30 protein-coding genes are annotated in these 17,288 nt (G+C 67.7%); 2 read left to right on the top strand and 28 right to left on the bottom strand.

Features of this window, described 5'->3' with window-relative positions:
* Window positions 1-150 precede the first annotated feature (150 nt).
* The 4 genes from rpsK to infA form a co-directional block, all read right to left on the bottom strand.
* A complete protein-coding gene (gene rpsK / locus EDF64_RS05755) occupies window positions 151-549 on the bottom strand; it encodes a 30S ribosomal protein S11 (protein WP_017885507.1) in 399 nt (132 codons plus the stop codon).
* Between the two features lie 9 nt (window positions 550-558).
* Window positions 559-933, bottom strand: a complete 375-nt coding sequence (gene rpsM / locus EDF64_RS05760) for a 30S ribosomal protein S13 (RefSeq protein ID WP_058728274.1) — start codon at window positions 931-933, stop codon at window positions 559-561.
* A 177-nt stretch (window positions 934-1,110) separates the two neighbouring features.
* Window positions 1,111-1,227, bottom strand: a complete 117-nt coding sequence (rpmJ, locus tag EDF64_RS05765) for a 50S ribosomal protein L36 (protein ID WP_022903266.1) — start codon at window positions 1,225-1,227, stop codon at window positions 1,111-1,113.
* A 70-nt stretch (window positions 1,228-1,297) separates the two neighbouring features.
* On the bottom strand, window positions 1,298-1,519 hold the full coding sequence (infA, locus tag EDF64_RS05770) for a translation initiation factor IF-1 (RefSeq protein ID WP_017885509.1): 222 nt from the start codon (window positions 1,517-1,519) through the stop codon (window positions 1,298-1,300).
* 316 nt (window positions 1,520-1,835) lie between these two features.
* Between infA and EDF64_RS05775 the strand changes: the two genes are divergently transcribed.
* The gene (locus EDF64_RS05775) at window positions 1,836-3,170 is read left to right on the top strand and encodes an LCP family protein (protein WP_243736265.1); all 1,335 of its coding nucleotides are present in this window, start codon (window positions 1,836-1,838) and stop codon (window positions 3,168-3,170) included.
* Between the two features lie 198 nt (window positions 3,171-3,368).
* Here the strand turns inward: EDF64_RS05775 and map are convergent, their stop codons facing one another.
* The 9 genes from map to rpsH all read right to left on the bottom strand — a co-directional run bounded on the left by map (window position 3,369) and on the right by rpsH (window position 9,068).
* Window positions 3,369-4,148 carry a type I methionyl aminopeptidase gene (map, locus tag EDF64_RS05780; protein WP_432207016.1) on the bottom strand — a complete coding sequence of 260 codons (780 nt, stop codon included), beginning with the start codon at window positions 4,146-4,148 and terminating at the stop codon, window positions 3,369-3,371.
* A 60-nt stretch (window positions 4,149-4,208) separates the two neighbouring features.
* Window positions 4,209-4,799, bottom strand: a complete 591-nt coding sequence (locus tag EDF64_RS05785; RefSeq protein WP_133519105.1) for an adenylate kinase — start codon at window positions 4,797-4,799, stop codon at window positions 4,209-4,211.
* Complete coding sequence (gene secY / locus EDF64_RS05790; RefSeq protein WP_071292533.1) at window positions 4,796-6,118, bottom strand: preprotein translocase subunit SecY; 1,323 nt, start codon at window positions 6,116-6,118, stop codon at window positions 4,796-4,798. The genes EDF64_RS05785 and secY overlap by 4 nt, the downstream gene beginning before the upstream one ends.
* A gap of 146 nt (window positions 6,119-6,264) precedes the next feature.
* Window positions 6,265-6,729, bottom strand: coding sequence for a 50S ribosomal protein L15 (gene rplO, locus EDF64_RS05795; protein WP_022906356.1), 465 nt, complete (start codon window positions 6,727-6,729; stop codon window positions 6,265-6,267).
* Window positions 6,726-6,911 carry a 50S ribosomal protein L30 gene (rpmD, locus tag EDF64_RS05800; RefSeq protein WP_022906355.1) on the bottom strand — a complete coding sequence of 62 codons (186 nt, stop codon included), beginning with the start codon at window positions 6,909-6,911 and terminating at the stop codon, window positions 6,726-6,728. The genes rplO and rpmD overlap by 4 nt, the downstream gene beginning before the upstream one ends.
* Window positions 6,911-7,756, bottom strand: a complete 846-nt coding sequence (gene rpsE / locus EDF64_RS05805) for a 30S ribosomal protein S5 (protein ID WP_071292535.1) — start codon at window positions 7,754-7,756, stop codon at window positions 6,911-6,913. Before rpsE ends, rpmD begins: the two co-directional genes overlap by 1 nt.
* A complete protein-coding gene (rplR, locus tag EDF64_RS05810; protein ID WP_071292536.1) occupies window positions 7,753-8,124 on the bottom strand; it encodes a 50S ribosomal protein L18 in 372 nt (123 codons plus the stop codon). Before rplR ends, rpsE begins: the two co-directional genes overlap by 4 nt.
* Window positions 8,125-8,126: 2 nt before the next feature.
* Window positions 8,127-8,663: a 50S ribosomal protein L6 gene (gene rplF, locus EDF64_RS05815; RefSeq protein ID WP_133519106.1), complete on the bottom strand. Its 537-nt coding sequence runs from the start codon at window positions 8,661-8,663 to the stop codon at window positions 8,127-8,129.
* A gap of 6 nt (window positions 8,664-8,669) precedes the next feature.
* Complete coding sequence (gene rpsH, locus EDF64_RS05820; protein ID WP_071292538.1) at window positions 8,670-9,068, bottom strand: 30S ribosomal protein S8; 399 nt, start codon at window positions 9,066-9,068, stop codon at window positions 8,670-8,672.
* Between rpsH and EDF64_RS18120 the strand changes: the two genes are divergently transcribed.
* Window positions 8,962-9,192 carry a hypothetical protein gene (locus EDF64_RS18120; protein WP_166645607.1) on the top strand — a complete coding sequence of 77 codons (231 nt, stop codon included), beginning with the start codon at window positions 8,962-8,964 and terminating at the stop codon, window positions 9,190-9,192. The two genes, rpsH and EDF64_RS18120, sit on opposite strands and share 107 nt — an antisense overlap.
* A gap of 29 nt (window positions 9,193-9,221) precedes the next feature.
* Here the strand turns inward: EDF64_RS18120 and rplE are convergent, their stop codons facing one another.
* The 15 genes from rplE to EDF64_RS05895 form a co-directional block, all read right to left on the bottom strand.
* Entirely contained in the window at window positions 9,222-9,812 is a 591-nt protein-coding gene (gene rplE, locus EDF64_RS05825) for a 50S ribosomal protein L5 (protein ID WP_071292539.1), read from the bottom strand.
* The gene (gene rplX, locus EDF64_RS05830; protein ID WP_071292540.1) at window positions 9,812-10,171 is read right to left on the bottom strand and encodes a 50S ribosomal protein L24; all 360 of its coding nucleotides are present in this window, start codon (window positions 10,169-10,171) and stop codon (window positions 9,812-9,814) included. Before rplX ends, rplE begins: the two co-directional genes overlap by 1 nt.
* A gap of 3 nt (window positions 10,172-10,174) precedes the next feature.
* A complete protein-coding gene (gene rplN, locus EDF64_RS05835; RefSeq protein ID WP_071292541.1) occupies window positions 10,175-10,543 on the bottom strand; it encodes a 50S ribosomal protein L14 in 369 nt (122 codons plus the stop codon).
* A gap of 31 nt (window positions 10,544-10,574) precedes the next feature.
* A complete protein-coding gene (rpsQ, locus tag EDF64_RS05840; RefSeq protein WP_022906348.1) occupies window positions 10,575-10,859 on the bottom strand; it encodes a 30S ribosomal protein S17 in 285 nt (94 codons plus the stop codon).
* The gene (gene rpmC / locus EDF64_RS18590; RefSeq protein WP_071292542.1) at window positions 10,859-11,179 is read right to left on the bottom strand and encodes a 50S ribosomal protein L29; all 321 of its coding nucleotides are present in this window, start codon (window positions 11,177-11,179) and stop codon (window positions 10,859-10,861) included. The genes rpsQ and rpmC overlap by 1 nt, the downstream gene beginning before the upstream one ends.
* Window positions 11,179-11,598, bottom strand: a complete 420-nt coding sequence (gene rplP, locus EDF64_RS05850; protein ID WP_065960031.1) for a 50S ribosomal protein L16 — start codon at window positions 11,596-11,598, stop codon at window positions 11,179-11,181. The genes rpmC and rplP overlap by 1 nt, the downstream gene beginning before the upstream one ends.
* 2 nt (window positions 11,599-11,600) lie before the next feature.
* On the bottom strand, window positions 11,601-12,401 hold the full coding sequence (gene rpsC / locus EDF64_RS05855) for a 30S ribosomal protein S3 (protein WP_071292543.1): 801 nt from the start codon (window positions 12,399-12,401) through the stop codon (window positions 11,601-11,603).
* On the bottom strand, window positions 12,401-12,793 hold the full coding sequence (rplV, locus tag EDF64_RS05860) for a 50S ribosomal protein L22 (RefSeq protein WP_022906344.1): 393 nt from the start codon (window positions 12,791-12,793) through the stop codon (window positions 12,401-12,403). The genes rpsC and rplV overlap by 1 nt, the downstream gene beginning before the upstream one ends.
* 25 nt (window positions 12,794-12,818) lie before the next feature.
* A complete protein-coding gene (rpsS, locus tag EDF64_RS05865) occupies window positions 12,819-13,100 on the bottom strand; it encodes a 30S ribosomal protein S19 (protein ID WP_022906343.1) in 282 nt (93 codons plus the stop codon).
* Between the two features lie 11 nt (window positions 13,101-13,111).
* A complete protein-coding gene (gene rplB, locus EDF64_RS05870) occupies window positions 13,112-13,951 on the bottom strand; it encodes a 50S ribosomal protein L2 (RefSeq protein WP_133519107.1) in 840 nt (279 codons plus the stop codon).
* Between the two features lie 18 nt (window positions 13,952-13,969).
* Window positions 13,970-14,269 carry a 50S ribosomal protein L23 gene (gene rplW / locus EDF64_RS05875; RefSeq protein ID WP_022903283.1) on the bottom strand — a complete coding sequence of 100 codons (300 nt, stop codon included), beginning with the start codon at window positions 14,267-14,269 and terminating at the stop codon, window positions 13,970-13,972.
* Complete coding sequence (rplD, locus tag EDF64_RS05880) at window positions 14,266-14,925, bottom strand: 50S ribosomal protein L4 (protein ID WP_071292545.1); 660 nt, start codon at window positions 14,923-14,925, stop codon at window positions 14,266-14,268. The genes rplW and rplD overlap by 4 nt, the downstream gene beginning before the upstream one ends.
* Window positions 14,926-14,927: 2 nt before the next feature.
* Window positions 14,928-15,581 (bottom strand): 50S ribosomal protein L3, encoded by a 654-nt coding sequence (gene rplC, locus EDF64_RS05885; protein WP_133519108.1) that lies wholly within the window; start codon window positions 15,579-15,581, stop codon window positions 14,928-14,930.
* A 13-nt stretch (window positions 15,582-15,594) separates the two neighbouring features.
* Window positions 15,595-15,903, bottom strand: coding sequence for a 30S ribosomal protein S10 (gene rpsJ, locus EDF64_RS05890; protein WP_022903286.1), 309 nt, complete (start codon window positions 15,901-15,903; stop codon window positions 15,595-15,597).
* 518 nt (window positions 15,904-16,421) lie between these two features.
* Complete coding sequence (locus EDF64_RS05895; protein ID WP_166645618.1) at window positions 16,422-17,234, bottom strand: DarT ssDNA thymidine ADP-ribosyltransferase family protein; 813 nt, start codon at window positions 17,232-17,234, stop codon at window positions 16,422-16,424.
* Window positions 17,235-17,288 lie beyond the last annotated feature (54 nt).

Below are 17,288 nucleotides of genomic sequence, written 5' to 3' on the forward strand. Positions count from 1 at the left end.
GCCGACCGGGCTCCGACGGGTCTGTTGAGTTGTGATCACGCGCACCGGAGTGCGCGATCGAACGACCAGGAATGGCCGCGGGCCCCGCCCGCCCCCGCCGGAGGTGATCCGGTCAGGGGACGAGCAGGGCGCGGCCGGTTGCTCCTCGCGTCAGACGCGACGGCGCTTGGGCGGGCGGCACCCGTTGTGCGCCTGCGGCGTGACGTCGTTGATCGAGCCGACCTCGAGGCCAGCGGCCTGGAGGGAACGGATCGCGGTCTCGCGGCCCGAACCCGGACCCTTCACGAAGACGTCGACCTTCTTGACGCCGTGCTCCTGCGCCTGACGCGCGGCGGACTCGGCGGCGAGCTGCGCCGCGAACGGCGTCGACTTGCGCGAACCCTTGAAGCCCACGGCACCCGAGGACGCCCAGCTGAGGACGGCACCCGACGGGTCGGTGATGCTGACGATCGTGTTGTTGAACGTGCTCTTGATGTGGGCCTGGCCCACTGCGACGTTCTTCTTCTCCTTGCGGCGCGGCTTGCGCGCGGCAGTCTTGGGGGTAGCCATCGGGGTCTCCTATCGAGCCTTCTTCTTGCCTGCCACGGTGCGCTTCGGTCCCTTGCGGGTACGCGCGTTGGTCTTGGTGCGCTGACCGCGCACCGGGAGACCACGACGGTGGCGAAGACCCTCGTAGCTACCGATCTCGACCTTGCGGCGGATGTCGGCGGCGACCTCACGGCGGAGGTCACCCTCCACCTTGAAGTTGCCCTCGATGAAGTCGCGGAGGGCGACGAGCTGGTCGTCGGTCAGGTCCTTGACGCGGATGTCACCGGAGATACCGGTCTCGGCGAGTGCCTGGACCGCGCGGGTACGGCCGACGCCGTAGATGTACGTGAGTGCGATCTCCACGCGCTTCTCGCGCGGGATGTCGACGCCTGCTAGACGTGCCATGTGCTGGCTGCTCCTGTTGTCGATGGAGGTGTGGAGCAGTACCGGTGCTCGGGCCTCCGACCCGAGGTGTCCCCGCTCGCGCGGTTCTTGGTACTGCGTTCGATGTTGAGTTGTGGTTCCTGCGCAGGCCGCCCGAGGGCGATCCGCATCAGGCAGCCAGCCGGTTCCCGGTGGGGACTAGCCCTGGCGCTGCTTGTGACGCGGGTTGCTCTTGCAGATCACCATGACGCGGCCCTTGCGGCGAATGACACGGCAGTGCTCGCAGATGGGCTTGACGCTGGGGTTGACCTTCATTGTTGTTTCCTCGTGCTCGCTGGCTTCGTACCCGGCAGGATTGCCGAGCCGTTCCTTTCCAGCTCGCGGATCACTTGTAGCGGTAGACGATCCGGCCGCGGGTCAGGTCGTACGGGCTCAGCTCCACGATCACGCGGTCCTCGGGGAGGATGCGGATGTAGTGCTGGCGCATCTTCCCGGAGATGTGCGCGAGGACCTTGTGTCCGTTGGTCAGCTCAACGCGGAACATCGCGTTGGGCAGAGCTTCGAGCACCGAGCCTTCGATCTCGATGACGCCGTCTTTCTTGGCCATAGCCTCACTGTCGCTTGGTTGGATTACCGGTGTGATCCCCGAGCCGGTCTGCGGGTCGGGCGCCACGCCAAGAAGGCATGGCACACCAAAGATCGATCTTATGTGATAGACCCAGGATTGCCAAGTGGAGACGGGGAAGTCCCCACGGCAGTCCCCACGAGTGGGGCTTCCCGCGGCGCGTCGCCCCGGGCAGTCTGAGTGTTCCACAGTGCTTTGACGGCGCGTTCCGGGCCGTCGCCAGTCACCGGACCCTAGCGTGACACCGCTGCACCGTCCGGTCGCTCCCTCCCGCGCCGGACCCCTGAACGGAGACCACGTGCCCGACGCCACCCGACGACCGCTCGCCCGCCACGGACGGCTCCCCCGCCGGCGCGGGTGGACGACCGCGGCCTCGGTCGTGGCATCAGCCCTGGCCGTCGTGCTCGTCAGCGGCACGAGCGTCGCCGCCATCGCCGGCGCCCAGCTCGCCACTGCGCCGAAGACGGTCCAGCTGAGCACCGACGACCAGAGCACCGCGCAGACCGCCGACATCACGGCGATCAAGGGCGGCGCGAACATCCTGCTCATCGGCAGCGACACCCGCGTGGGGCAGTTCGACTCCGACGAGGACGTCGAGGGCGCCCGCAACGACGTCACGATGCTCATCCACATCTCGCAGGACCACCAGCAGCTCACCGCGGTCAGCTTCCCGCGTGACCTCATGGTGCCGATCCCGGCGTGCTCCAACCCCGAGACGGGCACCACGTACCCGGCGGCGACCTCCGCGCAGTTCAACACCGCCCTCGGCAACGGCGGCGTCTCGTGCGTGGTCGACACCGTCGAGAACCTGACCGGCCTGAGCATCCCGTACGCCGGCCTCATCACCTTCGACGGCGTCATCGAGATGTCGAACGCCCTCGGTGGCGTGGACGTCTGCGTGGCGGAACCGATCAACGACACGTACACCGGACTCCACCTGACGGCCGGGTCGCACAACCTCGAGGGCTCCGATGCCCTGGCCTTCCTCCGCACCCGGCACGGCGTCGGCGACGGCAGCGACCTCGCACGGATCAGCTCGCAGCAGGTGTTCCTGTCCGCGCTGCTCCGCAAGGTCACCGCGGACGGCACGCTGTCCAACCCGATCACGCTCTACAAGCTCGCCGGTGCGGCGCTGTCGAACATGACCCTCTCGGACGGCCTCGCACAGACCCGCACGCTCGTCGGGCTCGCCGGGGCGCTCCGCGGCATGAGCACGGCGAACATGCTCTTCGTGCAGTACCCCGTCGCGGACGACCCGGACGACAACGCGCGCGTGATCGTCGACCAGGACGCCGCGCACACGCTCAACGTGGCGCTGCAGAACGACCAGAAGACCTCGTTGAGCGATTCCTCCACGGGCCGCGCTTCCGAGGAGTCGCCGTCCGGTACGAGCAGCGCGACCGCGGCACCGTCCGCCGGCAGTGCCGCGGGCTCGACCGGGTCGACGGGCTCCACGGGGTCCTCGGCAGCGGGGACGCCGTCGTCGGGGTCCACCTCGGCCGGCACCGGTACCGGCACCGGCACCGGCACCGGCACGAGCACGTCGGCCGCGACGCCCACGTCGACGCCGCTCCCCTCCTCGATCACCGGGCAGAGTGCCTCGGAACAGACCTGCTCCGTCGGCAACAACTGATCTCGGGCCCCGAGTCTCGCGCCGCGTGAGCTGAGACTCGGGCGCAGCGACAGTCCTCGGGTTCACAGGCACGAGAGCCGTCGCCCGCCCCGAGACTCGGGTGCGGCCGTGGACGCGACCACCCAGCCGGCGCGGCCGGCGGGGCGGACGCACGCCGCGCCTCCAGGCAGGTGACGGCCGACGCCGTCGGCAGGCGACCTACGGGATCGGGACCGGCGTCACACCCAGCGGAGCCAGGCCGGCCGCACCGCCGTCAGCGGCGGTCAGGACCCAGATGCCGCCGGCGTGGACCGCGATGCTGTGCTCCCAGTGTGCCGCGTCCGAACCGTCCAGCGTCCGGACCGTCCAGTCGTCGTCATCGGTCGAGCTGTCGATCGTGCCGGCGGTGACCATCGGCTCGATAGCGACCACCAGGCCCGGCTTCACCGCGGGCCCGGCACCGCGGACGCGGTAGTTGAACACCGGCGGGTCCTCGTGCATGGACCGGCCGATGCCGTGTCCGGTGAAGTCCTCGACGATGCCCCAGACGCCCGTCTCGTCGATGGCGTCCTCGATCACGGCGCCGACCTCGTGCAGGTTCTTCACGTGCGCCAGCGCGGCGATGCCGTGCCAGAGCGCACGCTCGGTCGTGTCGCAGAGCGTCTGCCGCGCCGCGGTCAGCGGGGCGTCGCCACCCGGGACGACCGTCGTGAACGCGCTGTCGCCGTTCCAGCCGTCGACCTCGGCGCCGGCGTCCACCGACACGATGTCACCAGGCTGCAGCACGCGGTCACCCGGGATCCCGTGGACGATCTCGTCGTTCACCGACACGCAGAGCGTGTGGTGGTAGCCCGGGACGAGCTGGAAGTTCGGGATGCCGCCGCCGTCACGGATGACGGACTCGGCGATCGCGTCGAGTTCGCCCGTCGTGATGCCGGGACGGACCGCGTCGCGGACCGCGAGCAGGGCCTGCTCAGTCAGCTGGCCGGGGCGCACCATGGCGCGGAGCTCGTCCGGGGTCTTGTAGATCGAGGGCTTGCGGAGACGGACCACGTGGCGTCAGACGCCCGCGGTCATCCCGCGCGAGGACAGGGCCGTCTGGATGCGGTCGCCTACCTCGTCGATGCCGCCGAGGCCGTCGACGTCGACCACGAGGCCACGCTCGCCGTAGGCGTTCACGATCGGGGCGGTCTGCTCCGTGTAGACCTGCTGACGACGACGGATGGTCTCCTCGTTGTCGTCGCTGCGGCCCTGCTCCTCGGCGCGCTTCAGGAGCCGGCCCACGAGCTCGTCCTGGTCGGCGACGAGCTGGATGACGGCGTCGATCCCGGTGCCCTGCTCGGCGAGCAGTGCGTCGAGGTACTCGACCTGCCCTACCGTGCGGGGGTACCCGTCGAGCAGGAACCCGCCCTGTGCGTCGGCCTCGTTCAGGCGCGACTTGACGAGCTCGTTCGTGAGGGAGTCGGGGACGTAGTCGCCCGCGTCCATGATCGCCTTCGCCTGGACGCCGAGCGGAGTGCCCTCTGCGACGTTCTTGCGGAAGATGTCGCCCGTGGAGACGGCGGGGATCCCGAAGGACTCGGCGATGCGGCCGGCCTGGGTGCCCTTCCCTGCCCCGGGGGGTCCGACGATGATGAGACGTGCGCTCAACGGAGAAGCCCTTCGTAGTGACGTTGCTGCAGCTGCGAGTCGATCTGCTTCACGGTCTCGAGACCGACACCCACGATGATGAGGATGCTCGCGCCACCGAACGGGAAGTTCTGGTTCGCGCCGAACAGCGCCAGTGCTGCCAGCGGGATGAGCGCGATGAGACCGAGGTAGAGCGAGCCGGGCAGCGTCACCCGGGTCAGGACGTAGTCGAGGTACTCGGCGGTGGGACGACCGGCACGGATGCCGGGGATGAACCCGCCGTACTTCTTCATGTTGTCCGCGACCTCTTCGGGGTTGAAGGTGATCGCGACGTAGAAGTACGTGAAGCCGACGATGAGCAGGAAGTACAGGACCATGTAGAACCAGTTGTCGCCAGAGGTCAGGTTCGACTGGATCCAGGTCACCCATGCGGCCGGCTCGGTGCCGTCGGAGGGCTGGTTGAACTGCGCGACCAGGGCCGGCAGGTACAGCAGCGACGAGGCGAAGATGACGGGCACGACGCCGGCCATGTTCACCTTGATCGGGATGTACGTGTTGTTGCCGCCGTAGGTGCGTCGACCGACCATGCGCTTGGCGTACTGGACGGGGATGCGCCGCTGCGACTGCTCGACGAACACGACGGCCATCATGATCACCAGGCCGACGAGGATGACGAAGAGGAAGAGCTCGAAGGACTGCGACTGCTCGATGGCCCAGAGCGCCGACGGGAACTGCGCCGCGATCGACGTGAAGATGAGGAGCGACATGCCGTTGCCGATGCCGCGCTCGGTGACGAGCTCGCCCATCCACATGATGAGGCCGGTGCCGGCGGTCAGCGTGACGACCATGAGCATGATCGCGTACCAGCTGTCGTTCGAGATGATCGACGAGCAGGACGACGAGGCGTTCGTGCCGAAGAGGGCACCGGAGCGGGCGACCGTGATCAGGGTCGTGGACTGCAGCACGCCGAGCGCGATGGTGAGGTAGCGCGTGTACTGCGTCAGCTTGGCCTGACCGGACTGCCCCTCCTTGTAGAGGGCGTCGAAGTGCGGGATGACCACGCGCAGCAGCTGCACGATGATCGACGACGTGATGTACGGCATGATCCCGAGCGCGAAGACCGAGAGCTTCAGCAGTGCGCCACCGGAGAACAGGTTGATCAGGTCGTACAGACCGCCGGACGACGACGCGCTGGCGAGACAGGTCTGCACGGCGGAGTAGTCGACGAACGGTGCGGGGATGTACGACCCCAGGCGGAACAGCGCGATGATCGCGAGGGTGAAGCCGATCTTCTTGCGAAGATCTGGGGTGCGCATGATGCGCGCGACCGCTCTGAACACGAGGACTCCGAACTTCTGGGACCGGCGACCCGGACGAGGGCCGTCACCGGTGTGGTCGGCAGGACCGACCTGGCCGGCGGACGCCGACCACTGTCAAGGAAACCGTAACGGCGGCCCGTGCGCAAACGCACGGGCCGCCGACGGGGTTACTGGGAGACGGTGCCGCCAGCAGCCGCGATCTTCTCGGCGGCGGACGCCGAGACCTTGTCGACCGAGACCGTGAGCTTCACGCTGATGTCACCCTGACCGAGAACCTTGACCTTCTCGTTCTTGCGGACGGCGCCCTTGGCGACCAGGTCCGCGACGGTGACGTCGCCACCGTTGGGGTAGAGCTCCGCGATCTTGTCCAGGTTCACGACCTGGTACTCGACACGGAACGGGTTCTTGAACCCGCGGAGCTTCGGGGTGCGCATGTGCAGCGGCATCTGCCCACCCTCGAAGCCGACCTTGACCTGGTAACGAGCCTTCTGGCCCTTGGTACCACGGCCGGCGGTCTTGCCCTTCGAGCCCTCACCACGACCGACGCGGGTGCGTGCCTTCTTGGCACCCTCGGCGGGGCGGAGGTGGTGCAGCTTCAGCACCTGGACGCGCTCGTTCTTCTCGTCGCTCATGCGTCGACCTCCTCGACCTTCACGAGGTGCGCCACCGTTGCGACGTACCCGCGGTTCTGGGCGTTGTCCTCACGCAGGACCGTACGGCCGATGCGCTTGAGACCCAGGCTGCGGAGCGTGTCGCGCTGGTACTGCTTCTCGCTGATAACGGACTTCGTCTGCGTGATCTTCAGCATCGCCATCACGCACCTGCCTTCTCGGACGCGGCACGCAGAGCAGCGGCCTCGGCCTGGAGCAGACGGTCCGGGACGACCCGGTCCACCGGGAGACCGCGGCGGCTCGCGACCGCGCGGGGCTCCTCGAGCTGCTTCAGCGCCGTGACGGTCGCGTGCACGATGTTGATCGTGTTCGACGAACCGAGCGACTTGCTCAGGACGTCGTGGATGCCGGCGCACTCGAGGACGGCGCGGACCGGACCACCGGCGATGACACCGGTACCGGCAGCGGCCGGACGGAGGAGCACGACACCGGCAGCGGCCTCGCCCTGCACCGGGTGCGGGATCGTGTTGCCGACGCGGGGGACGCGGAAGAAGTTCTTCTTCGCTTCCTCGACACCCTTCGAGATGGCGGTCGGGACCTCGCGGGCCTTGCCGTAGCCGACGCCCACGAGACCGTTGCCGTCACCGACGACGACGAGCGCGGTGAAGCTGAAGCGACGACCACCCTTGACGACCTTGGAGACGCGGTTGATGGTCACGACGCGCTCGAGGAACTGGCTGTCGCCACCCCGCCCGTTGCGGTCGTTGCCACGGCCGCCACCCTGCTGACGGTCGCGTCCGCCACCACGGCGGCCACGGTTGTCAGCGGAGTCGCGGTTGTTCGATGCCGAACCCGCAGCGGTCTCGACGGGACGCTCGACGACGGGGACCTCGGGCTCCTTGGCCGCGGGGGCCTCGGTGCTCGTGGCCTCGGCGTCGGTCGCCTCAGCAGCCTCGGTCGACTCGGTGGTCGCCGTGGCCTCGGTGGGCTCGACGGCCTCGGTCGCTTCGACGTTGGCGTCTTCGTTCGTGTTCGCGATGTCGCTCACAGGTTCAGCCCTCCTTCACGGGCACCATCGGCGATCGCGGCGACGCGACCGGCGTACTTGCTACCACCGCGGTCGAAGACCACGGCCTCGACGCCGGCTGCCTTCGCGCGCTCGGCGAGGAGCTCGCCGACGCGACGGGCCTTGGCCGTCTTGTCGCCGTCGAACGAACGGAGGTCGGCCTCCATCGTCGACGCGCTGGCCAGCGTGTGGCCCTTGGCGTCGTCGATGACCTGGACGAACACGTGACGCGACGAACGGGTGACGGCGAGACGCGGACGCACCTCGGTGCCGGTGATCTTCTTGCGGAGACGGTTGTGACGGCGCGCCTTGGCGGCCGACTTGCTCTTGCCTCGGATTCCGATGGCCATGATCACTTACCTGACTTTCCGGCCTTGCGGCGCACGATCTCGCCCGCGTAGCGGACACCCTTGCCCTTGTAGGGCTCGGGCTTGCGCAGCTTGCGGATGTTTGCAGCGACCTCGCCGACGGACTGCTTGTCGATGCCGACGACGGTGAGCTTGTTGTTGCCCTCGACGGTGAAGCTGATGCCAGCCGGCGGCTCGACCGTGATCGGGTGGGAGTACCCGAGCGCGAACTCGACGTTGTTGCCCTTCGCCTGCACGCGGTAACCGGTGCCGACGACCTCGAGGCCCTTGGTGTAGCCCTGGGTCACGCCGACGATGTTGTTCGCGATGAGGGTGCGGGTCAGGCCGTGCAGCGCACGCGAGCTGCGCTCGTCGTCCGGACGGGTGACGAGGACCTGGTTCTCCTCGACCTTGGCCTGGATGGGCTCTGCGACGACGAGCGCGAGCTCGCCCTTCGGGCCCTTGACCGCGACGTTCTGGCCGTCGATGGAGACGGTCACGCCAGCGGGGATGTCAATGGGAAGACGTCCGATTCGAGACATGTTCGATCACCACACGTAGGCGAGGACTTCCCCACCCACGCCCTTCTGCTCGGCTTCGCGGTCGGTGAGCAGTCCCGACGACGTCGAGAGGATCGCCACGCCGAGGCCACCGAGGACCTGGGGGATCTCCGTCGACTTCGCGTAGACCCGGAGACCGGGCTTCGAGACGCGCTTGATGCCGGCGATCGAACGCTCGCGCTCGGGGCCGTACTTCAGGTCGATCGTGAGGGTCTGCCCGACGCGGGCGTCCTCGACCTTCCACTCGCTGATGTAACCCTCGCGCTTGAGGATCTCAGCGATGTTCTTCTTCAACTTGGAGCTGGGAAGCGAGACGTCGTCGTGGTGCGCCGAGTTCGCGTTCCGCAATCTGGTCAGCATGTCTGCGACCGGATCGGTCATCGTCATGATGGTCGTCCATTCTTCGCCTGGTTTCGACACCCGTTCCACGAATGCCGACCTGAGCGATCGGGTGATCCGGGGGCGGTTCCCCTGGATCGGTGTGTTCGTGCGTGCGGGCCGGAGGACGTGAATCCTCCGGCCCGCACCGCCCGAAGTAGCTTAGACCGTCTGCTCGGCCGAACGGAACGGGAACCCGAGCTGGCGAAGCAGCGCGCGGCCCTCGTCGTCCGTCTTCGCGGTGGTCACGACGGTGATGTCGAAGCCACGCACGCGGTCGATGCGGTCCTGGTCGATCTCGTGGAACACGGACTGCTCCGTGAGACCGAACGTGTAGTTGCCGTTGCCGTCGAACTGCTTGTCGCTGAGCCCGCGGAAGTCGCGGATGCGGGGCAGTGCGAGCGTCACCAGGCGGTCGATGAACTCCCACGCGCGGTCACCACGGAGGGTGACGTGCGCGCCGATGGCCTGGCCCTCACGCAGCTTGAACTGCGCGATGGACTTGCGGGCCTTCGTGACCTGGGGCTTCTGACCCGTGATCGCCGTGAGGTCCTTGATGGCCCCCTCGATGATCTTCGAGTCACGAGCCGCCTCGCCGACGCCGGTGTTCACGACGACCTTGACCAGGCCGGGGACCTGGTTGACGTTCGCGTACCCGAACTGCTCGGTGAGGGCAGCCTTGATCTCGTTCTTGTACTTCTGCTTGAGGCGCGGGTCGACCTTGGTCGCCGGCGCGGCAGTCGTGTCGGTCATCAGAGCTTCTCACCCGACTTCTTGGCGTAGCGGACGCGGACGGTCTTCTTGACGCCGTCCTTCTCCACCTCTTCGGTGCGGAAACCGACGCGGGTCGGCTTCTTGGTCTTCGGGTCGACGATGGCGACGTTCGAGACGTGGATCGGGGCCTCGTGCTGCTCGATGCCACCGGTCTTCGAACCGCGCTGGGTCTGGCCGACGCGGACGTGCTTCGTGACGAAGTTCACGCCCTCGACGACGACGCGCTCCTTGTCGCGGAGCACCTCGATGACCTTGCCCTGCTTGCCGCGGTCGCCGCCACGCTCCTGCGTGGCGCCCGCGATGACCTCGACGAGGTCACCCTTCTTGATGTTCGCCATGGCTTACAGCACCTCCGGCGCGAGCGAGATGATCTTCATGAACTTCTTGTCACGGAGCTCGCGACCGACCGGACCGAAGATGCGCGTACCGCGCGGGTCGCCGTCGGCCTTGAGGATCACTGCCGCGTTCTCGTCGAACTTGATGTAGGAGCCGTCCTGACGACGGACTTCCTTCTTGGTGCGAACGATGACCGCCTTGACGACGTCACCCTTCTTCACGTTGCCGCCGGGGATGGCGTCCTTCACCGTGGCGACGATGACGTCACCGAGACCGGCGTAGCGACGACCCGAGCCACCGAGCACGCGGATGGTCAAGATCTCCTTGGCACCCGTGTTGTCGGCGACCTTGAGGCGGGATTCCTGCTGAATCACTGCTGTCTCCTATTCCGAAGCAGGCCGAGGCCTACTTGGCCTTCTCGAGGATCTCGACCAGGCGCCAGCGCTTGGAAGCGCTGAGGGGACGGGTCTCGCTGATCACGACGAGGTCGCCGACACCAGCGGTGCCGAGCTCGTCGTGGGCCTTCACCTTGGACGTGCGACGGATGATCTTGCCGTAGAGCGCGTGCTTCACGCGGTCCTCGACCTCGACCACGATGGTCTTGTCCATCTTGTCGCTCGTGACGTAGCCACGACGCGTCTTGCGGTAGCCGCGAGCGGAGGCGGCGGAGGTCTTCTCTTCGTTCGCCATTACTTCTCCTCGGCGGTCTCGGCCTCGGTCGACTCAGCCGGCTTCTCAGCCTTCTTGGTCGTCTTCTTGGCCTTGGTGGCGGTCTCGACGGGCGCGGGAGTGGCACGGATGCCGAGCTCGCGCTCGCGGAGGACGGTGTAGATACGGGCGATGTCGCGCTTGACGGCACGGAGACGACCGTGGCTCTCCAGCTGGCCGGTGGCCGACTGGAAGCGGAGGTTGAAGAGTTCCTCCTTGGCCTTCTTCAGCTCGTCAGCAAGACGCTCGTTCTCGAACGTGTCGAGCTCCGTCGGACGGAGCTCCTTGGAACCGATCGCCATTATGCGTCGCCCTCCTCGCGCTTGATGATGCGTGCCTTGAGGGGCAGCTTGTGGATTGCACGAGTCAGCGCCTCACGGGCGATGTCCTCGCTGACGCCGGAGAGCTCGAAGAGCACGCGACCCGGCTTGACGTTGGCGACCCACCACTCGGGCGAGCCCTTACCGGAACCCATGCGGGTCTCAGCCGGCTTCTTGGTGAGCGGACGGTCCGGGTAGATGTTGATCCACACCTTGCCGCCACGCTTGATGTGACGCGTCATGGCGATACGAGCGGACTCGATCTGACGGTTGGTCACGTAAGCGGGGGTCAGCGCCTGGATGCCGTAGTCACCGAACGACACCTTGGTGCCACCGGTGGCCTGGCCCGAACGCTTCGGGTGGTGCTGCTTACGGTGCTTGACTCGACGGGGAATAAGCATTGTTACGCCTCAACTCCTGCGCCGGCCGGCGCGTCCTGCGGGGCCTGCTGCTGGCGTCCACCGCGGTCGCCGCCACGGCGGTCGCCGCGCTCGCCGCCACGGGGGCCGCCACGACGCTCGGGGCGCGACGAACGCTGGTTCGCCTGCTCGCGAGCGAGCTCCTTGTTCGTGATGTCGCCCTTGTAGATCCAGACCTTCACGCCGATGCGGCCGAACGTGGTCCGGGCCTCGTAGAAGCCGTAGTCGATGTTCGCGCGGAGCGTGTGCAGGGGCACGCGGCCCTCGCGGTAGAACTCCGAACGCGACATCTCGGCGCCGCCGAGACGACCCGACACCTGGATGCGGACACCCTTGGCGCCGGCGCGCTGTGCACCCTGCAGGCCCTTGCGCATGGCGCGACGGAACGCGACACGAGCGGAGAGCTGCTCGGCGATGCCCTGCGCGACGAGCTGGGCCTCGGTCTCGGGGTTCTTGACCTCGAGGATGTTGAGCTGGATCTGCTTCTTGGTGAGCTTCTCCAGCTCGCCACGGACGCGCTCCGCCTCGGCGCCGCGGCGACCGATGACGATGCCCGGACGGGCGGTGTGGATGTCCACGCGGACCCGGTCACGGGTGCGCTCGAGCTCGATGCGGGCGACGCCGGCACGGTCGAGGGTCTTCTTCAGGTACTCGCGCACCTTGATGTCCTCGGCCACGTAGTCGGCGTAACGCTGACCCGGCTTCGTGCTGTCGGTGAACCAGTGCGAGACGTGGTCCGTCGTGATCCCGAGACGGAAGCCGTACGGGTTGACCTTCTGGCCCATTACTTGCTCGCCTTCTTGCTCGTCGCCGCAGCCTCGACCTCATCCGGCGTCGCGAGGACGACCGTGATGTGCGAGGTGCGCTTGTTGATGCGGAAGGCGCGGCCCTGGGCACGCGGCTGGAACCGCTTCAGGGTCGTGCCCTCGTCGACGAAGACGCGGCTCACGTAGAGGTCGCGCTCGTCGAGGAAGCTGTTCGTCGAGTCCGCCTTCACCCGGGCGTTCGCGATCGCCGAGGCGACCAGCTTGTACACGGGCTCCGAAGCACCCTGGGGGGCGAACTTCAGGATGGCGAGCGCCTCGTGGGCCTGCTTGCCGCGGATCAGCTCGATGACGCGACGGGCCTTCTGAGGCGTGACGCGGATGTGTCGCACGCGTGCGATCGACTCCACCATTTCGTTCCTCCTCTGCGTCGCCGCCTTAGCGGCGACGGCCCTTCTTGTCGTCCTTCACGTGACCACGGAAGGTGCGGGTCGGCGCGAACTCGCCGAGCTTGTGACCGACCATCGACTCGGTGACGAACACCGGGATGTGCTTGCGGCCGTCGTGCACGGCGATCGTGTGCCCGAGCATGTTCGGGATGATCATCGAGCGACGCGACCAGGTACGGATCACGTTCTTGGTGTTGGCCTCGTTCTGCGTGACGACCTTGCGGAGCAGGTGCTCGTCGACGAAGGGGCCCTTCTTCAGACTGCGTGGCATCTTCTGAACTCCTACTTGCGCTTCTTGCCGGCGTTACGGCGACGGACGATGAGCTTGTCGCTCGGCTTGTTCGGCTTGCGCGTGCGACCCTCGGCCTGACCCCAGGGGCTGACCGGGTGACGACCACCGGAGGTCTTGCCCTCACCACCACCGTGCGGGTGGTCGACCGGGTTCATCGCGACACCACGGACGGTCGGGCGGACGCCCTTCCAGCGCATGCGGCCGGCCTTGCCCCAGTTGATGTTCGACTGCTCGGCGTTGCCGACCTCGCCGATCGTGGCGCGGCAGCGGGCGTCGACGTTGCGGACCTCGCCCGACGGCAGACGGAGCTGCGCGTAGGGGCCGTCCTTGGCGACGAGACGCACCGAGGCGCCGGCGGAGCGGGCCATCTTGGCGCCGCCACCGGGGCGGAGCTCGATGGCGTGGATGACCGTACCGACCGGGATGTTGCGCAGCGGCAGGTTGTTGCCGGGCTTGATGTCGGCGCCGGCGCCCTGCTCGATGACGTCGCCCTGCTTGAGCTTGTTCGGCGCGATGATGTAGCGCTTCGTGCCGTCCACGTAGTGCAGGAGCGCGATGCGCGCGGTGCGGTTCGGGTCGTACTCGATGTGAGCGACCTTGGCGTCCACGCCGTCCTTGTCGTGACGACGGAAGTCGATCACGCGGTACTGGCGCTTGTGGCCACCACCGATGTGACGGGTGGTGATGCGGCCGGAGCTGTTGCGTCCACCGGTCTTCGGCAGCGGACGAAGCAGCGACTTCTCCGGCGTCGAACGGGTGATCTCAGCGAAGTCGGCGACCGACGAGCCGCGACGACCGGGGGTCGTCGGCTTGTAGTTACGAATAGCCATGATTTATCCCTCTGGTCCTCAGCCGACAGCCGTGAAGATGTCGATCGAACCGGACTTGAGCGTCACGATGGCACGCTTGGTGTCCTTGCGCTTGCCCATGCCGAAACGCGTGCGACGGGTCTTGCCCGGACGGTTCAGCGTGTTGATGCTCGCGACCTTGACGTCGAAGATCTTCTCGATGGCGAGCTTGATCTCGGTCTTGTTCGAACGGGGGTCCACGATGAACGTGTACTTGCCCTGGTCGATCAGGCCGTAGCTCTTCTCCGAGACGACCGGCGAGATGATGATGTCGCGCGGGTCCTTGTTGAAGCCGCTCATGCGGAGATCTCCTTCGCGGTCTTCGACGCGATGAAGGCGTCGAGTGCGCTCTTGCTGAAGACGAGCGCGTCGGCCTTGAGCACGTCGTAGGCGTTGAGCTGGCCGTACGAGAGCGCGTGGACGTTCGGCAGGTTGCGGATCGACTTGAGCGTCAGCTCGTCGTCCGACTCGAGCACGACGAGCACGTGCTTGACGGGCGCGACCTTCTCGAGGAGCGTGCGAGCGGTCTTGGTCGACGGCACCTCGGCTGCGACGAAGCCGTCGACGGCGGAGATGCGGCCACCGCGGGCGCGGTCCGAGAGCGAGCCGAGCAGAGCCGCGGCGATCATCTTCTTCGGGGTGCGCTGCGAGTAGTCGCGCGGGGTCGGTCCGTGGACGACGCCACCGCCGGTGTGCTCCGGAGCACGGACCGAACCCTGACGGGCGCGGCCGGTGCCCTTCTGCTTGAACGGCTTGCGACCGGCACCGCGGACTTCGCCGCGGTTCTTGGTCTTGTGGGTGCCCTGACGCGCTGCTGCGAGCTGCGCGGTGACGACCTGGTGGATCAGCGGGACGTTGGTCTCGACGTCGAAGAGCTCGGCGGGGAGCTCGACGGTGCCGGACTTGGCGCCCGATGCGTCGAGGACGTCGATCGTGGTTGCGGTCGTGGTGGCCATGATCACTTACCCTTCACGGCGGTGCGGACGAAGACGGAGCGACCGCGGGCACCGGGGATCGCGCCCTTGACGAGCAGCAGACCCTTCTCGGCGTCGACGGCGTGCACCGTGAGGTTGAGGACGGTGACGCGCTCGCCACCCATGCGACCGGCCATGCGCATGCCCTTGAAGACACGCGACGGGGTCGACGAAGCACCGATGGAACCGGGCTTGCGGTGGTTGCGGTGCGCACCGTGCGAAGCGGAGACGCCGGCGAAGCCGTGGCGCTTCATGACACCCGCGAAGCCCTTGCCCTTGGACGTGCCGACGACGTCGACCTTCTGGCCCGCCTCGAACGTGTCGACGGTGAGCTCCTGGCCGAGCGAGTACTCAGCGGTGTCGTTGGTGCGGATCTCCGTGAGGGTGCGGCGCGGGGTGACCCCGGCGGCCTCGAAGTGACCAGCGGCAGGCTTGTTGACCTTGCGCGGGTCGATGGCGCCGGCGGCGATCTGGATCGCCTCGTAGCCGTCGCGCTCGACGTTGCGGATCTGGGTGACCACGTTCGGGCCGACCTCGATCACGGTGACGGGGATGAACTTGTTGTTCTCGTCCCACACCTGGGTCATCCCGAGCTTCTTGCCGAGGAGGCCCTTGACGGACTTGGTTGAATTCGCCATCAGTCCAGCCCCCTTACAGCTTGATCTCGATGTTGACGTCGGCCGGGAGGTCGAGTCGCATGAGCGAGTCGACGGCCTTCGGCGTCGGGTCGACGATGTCGATGACCCGCTTGTGCGTGCGCTTCTCGAAGTGCTCGCGCGAGTCCTTGTACTTGTGAGGAGAACGGATCACGGTGACCACGTTCTTCTCGGTGGGGAGCGGCACCGGGCCGACCACGGTCGCACCGGCACGGGTCACCGTGTCGACGATCTTCCGGGCCGACGTGTCGATGACCTCGTGGTCGTACGACTTGAGCCGGATGCGGATCTTCTGTCCCGCCATGTGTCTCTTTGTCCTCTCTGCGCCGCGCACCCTCGGGCCGCCTGACGCCGCCTGCGCCGTGCATTCCTGCACGACTTGGCTGTTTTCCTGAACCAACCGGCCGCATCCGCTGGGGATGACCGCTGTTCTCCTGTCAACCGCGCGGGGCGGCGTGGGCCGTCCAGCGTGGGCATGTCGCTTCCCCCACGTCCGGACACAGCTGTGGCCGGGCGCTCACGAGGGATTCGATCGTGTTCTGCTGCCTGCGGCCCAACCCAGCCCTGCTGAACAGAGGGGTTGTGCACTGCCAGAGCAGTGATCCTGCGCACGCGAAGCGCGCGGAATTCGGAACCGGACAAGTCTCGCATAGGCACCGCCATCCGTGCAACCCGGGCGTGTCGCGATTTCATGGCGTGTCGCGACCGGCGCACTCCCCCGGATCCGCGGGGGTCACGGGCCTGGAGGCGCGGCTCGGCCCCGACACGCGACATGCCCTCCGGAGATGGTCCGGAGGGCATGTCGTGGTGCGGTCGTCCGTGCTACTCGGCGACGACCGGGGGGACGAACCACGGGGGGAAGACCGCAACCCGGGGAGCGTGTCCACCGTGGTCCTGCAGCACCGCCTTGACGGTCTGCCGGACGCGGTCGTTCGGCACGCCGATCACCGCGACGGCGGAGAACGGCACGCTCGGCCCGGCGAGCAGCTCGAGGCCGAGCATCTCCGGGTCGGTGAAGTCCGTGCGGCGGATGAGGTTCGTCGCGGCCTCGGGACCGACGGCGAACCGGACGTCGTCGGCGTCGGCGTCCTGGTCGGCGACGATCACGGACGCGCCGAAGGCCGAGACGGGCACGACGAGCATGATGTACTCGATCGCCTTCGTCCGGCGTGCCGCGTCGGACCAACGCTCGCCCTCGGCACCGCTGCGGAGCTCGTCCCAGCGGGTGGCGTCGGGCGAGAGAGTGAAGGGCACGTGCCCGGCGACGGACGAGCCATCCGGCGCGGTGGCCTCGGCACGCGCCGCACGGGCGGCGGCGGACGCGACGTCGACGACCGGGGTGACGGCGTCGGACGCGAGGATCGCGCCGGACCCGACGATGTCGTCGAGGTTGTCCACGTGGGTCACGTGGTGGGCCCGGAGCGACGCGAAGTCACGCGCCTCGGGGAGGTCGGGGACCGGGGACCGCAGCGAGGACGCGGGGGTGGCGGCCTGGCCGGGGACGGTCCGGAGCGAGGTGGTGATCCGGGTACGCCGGGGGGTCGGGGCGGTGGGGATCTCCGACGCCGCTCGCTGGCGCGGGGCGCAGATGTCGCAGAGCTCGGTCTCGAATCCGTGGATGCACTCGTCTGTCACGACTGGTGGGGGTCCTTCCGTGCCCGTGTGGGGGTGGTCGGGCACGAGGTCCAA

This window comes from Curtobacterium flaccumfaciens, from assembly GCF_004361695.1.
GTDB classification, from domain to species: Bacteria; Actinomycetota; Actinomycetes; order Actinomycetales; family Microbacteriaceae; genus Curtobacterium; species Curtobacterium flaccumfaciens_B.

Excerpts from the sequence above, each read along its gene's own strand:
- rplW (WP_022903283.1), bottom strand. The coding sequence starts at position 14,269 with ATGAGCGGCTTCAACAAGGACCCGCGCGACATCATCATCTCGCCGGTC.
- rpmJ (WP_022903266.1), bottom strand. The coding sequence starts at position 1,227 with ATGAAGGTCAACCCCAGCGTCAAGCCCATCTGCGAGCACTGCCGTGTC.
- rplF (WP_133519106.1), bottom strand. The coding sequence starts at position 8,663 with ATGTCTCGAATCGGACGTCTTCCCATTGACATCCCCGCTGGCGTGACC.
- rpsS (WP_022906343.1), bottom strand. The coding sequence starts at position 13,100 with ATGCCACGCAGTCTGAAGAAGGGCCCCTTCGTCGACGAGCACCTGCTC.
- rplV (WP_022906344.1), bottom strand. The coding sequence starts at position 12,793 with ATGGTGGAGTCGATCGCACGCGTGCGACACATCCGCGTCACGCCTCAG.
- rpmD (WP_022906355.1), bottom strand. The coding sequence starts at position 6,911 with ATGGCGATGCTGAAGATCACGCAGACGAAGTCCGTTATCAGCGAGAAG.
- infA (WP_017885509.1), bottom strand. The coding sequence starts at position 1,519 with ATGGCCAAGAAAGACGGCGTCATCGAGATCGAAGGCTCGGTGCTCGAA.
- rpsQ (WP_022906348.1), bottom strand. The coding sequence starts at position 10,859 with ATGGCGAACGAAGAGAAGACCTCCGCCGCCTCCGCTCGCGGCTACCGC.
- rplD (WP_071292545.1), bottom strand. The coding sequence starts at position 14,925 with ATGGCCACCACGACCGCAACCACGATCGACGTCCTCGACGCATCGGGC.
- rplP (WP_065960031.1), bottom strand. The coding sequence starts at position 11,598 with ATGCTTATTCCCCGTCGAGTCAAGCACCGTAAGCAGCACCACCCGAAG.
- rpmC (WP_071292542.1), bottom strand. The coding sequence starts at position 11,179 with ATGGCGATCGGTTCCAAGGAGCTCCGTCCGACGGAGCTCGACACGTTC.
- rplO (WP_022906356.1), bottom strand. The coding sequence starts at position 6,729 with ATGAGCGACGAGAAGAACGAGCGCGTCCAGGTGCTGAAGCTGCACCAC.
- rpsJ (WP_022903286.1), bottom strand. The coding sequence starts at position 15,903 with ATGGCGGGACAGAAGATCCGCATCCGGCTCAAGTCGTACGACCACGAG.
- rpsC (WP_071292543.1), bottom strand. The coding sequence starts at position 12,401 with ATGGGCCAGAAGGTCAACCCGTACGGCTTCCGTCTCGGGATCACGACG.
- rplR (WP_071292536.1), bottom strand. The coding sequence starts at position 8,124 with ATGGCCATCGGAATCCGAGGCAAGAGCAAGTCGGCCGCCAAGGCGCGC.
- EDF64_RS18120 (WP_166645607.1), top strand. The coding sequence starts at position 8,962 with ATGTTCTTCTTCAACTTGGAGCTGGGAAGCGAGACGTCGTCGTGGTGC.
- rpsK (WP_017885507.1), bottom strand. The coding sequence starts at position 549 with ATGGCTACCCCCAAGACTGCCGCGCGCAAGCCGCGCCGCAAGGAGAAG.
- rpsH (WP_071292538.1), bottom strand. The coding sequence starts at position 9,068 with ATGACGATGACCGATCCGGTCGCAGACATGCTGACCAGATTGCGGAAC.
- rplB (WP_133519107.1), bottom strand. The coding sequence starts at position 13,951 with ATGGCTATTCGTAACTACAAGCCGACGACCCCCGGTCGTCGCGGCTCG.
- rplX (WP_071292540.1), bottom strand. The coding sequence starts at position 10,171 with ATGGCGAACATCAAGAAGGGTGACCTCGTCGAGGTCATCGCGGGCGCC.
- map (WP_432207016.1), bottom strand. The coding sequence starts at position 4,148 with ATGGTGCGCCCCGGCCAGCTGACTGAGCAGGCCCTGCTCGCGGTCCGC.
- rplC (WP_133519108.1), bottom strand. The coding sequence starts at position 15,581 with ATGGCGAATTCAACCAAGTCCGTCAAGGGCCTCCTCGGCAAGAAGCTC.
- rpsM (WP_058728274.1), bottom strand. The coding sequence starts at position 933 with ATGGCACGTCTAGCAGGCGTCGACATCCCGCGCGAGAAGCGCGTGGAG.
- rplE (WP_071292539.1), bottom strand. The coding sequence starts at position 9,812 with ATGACCGACACGACTGCCGCGCCGGCGACCAAGGTCGACCCGCGCCTC.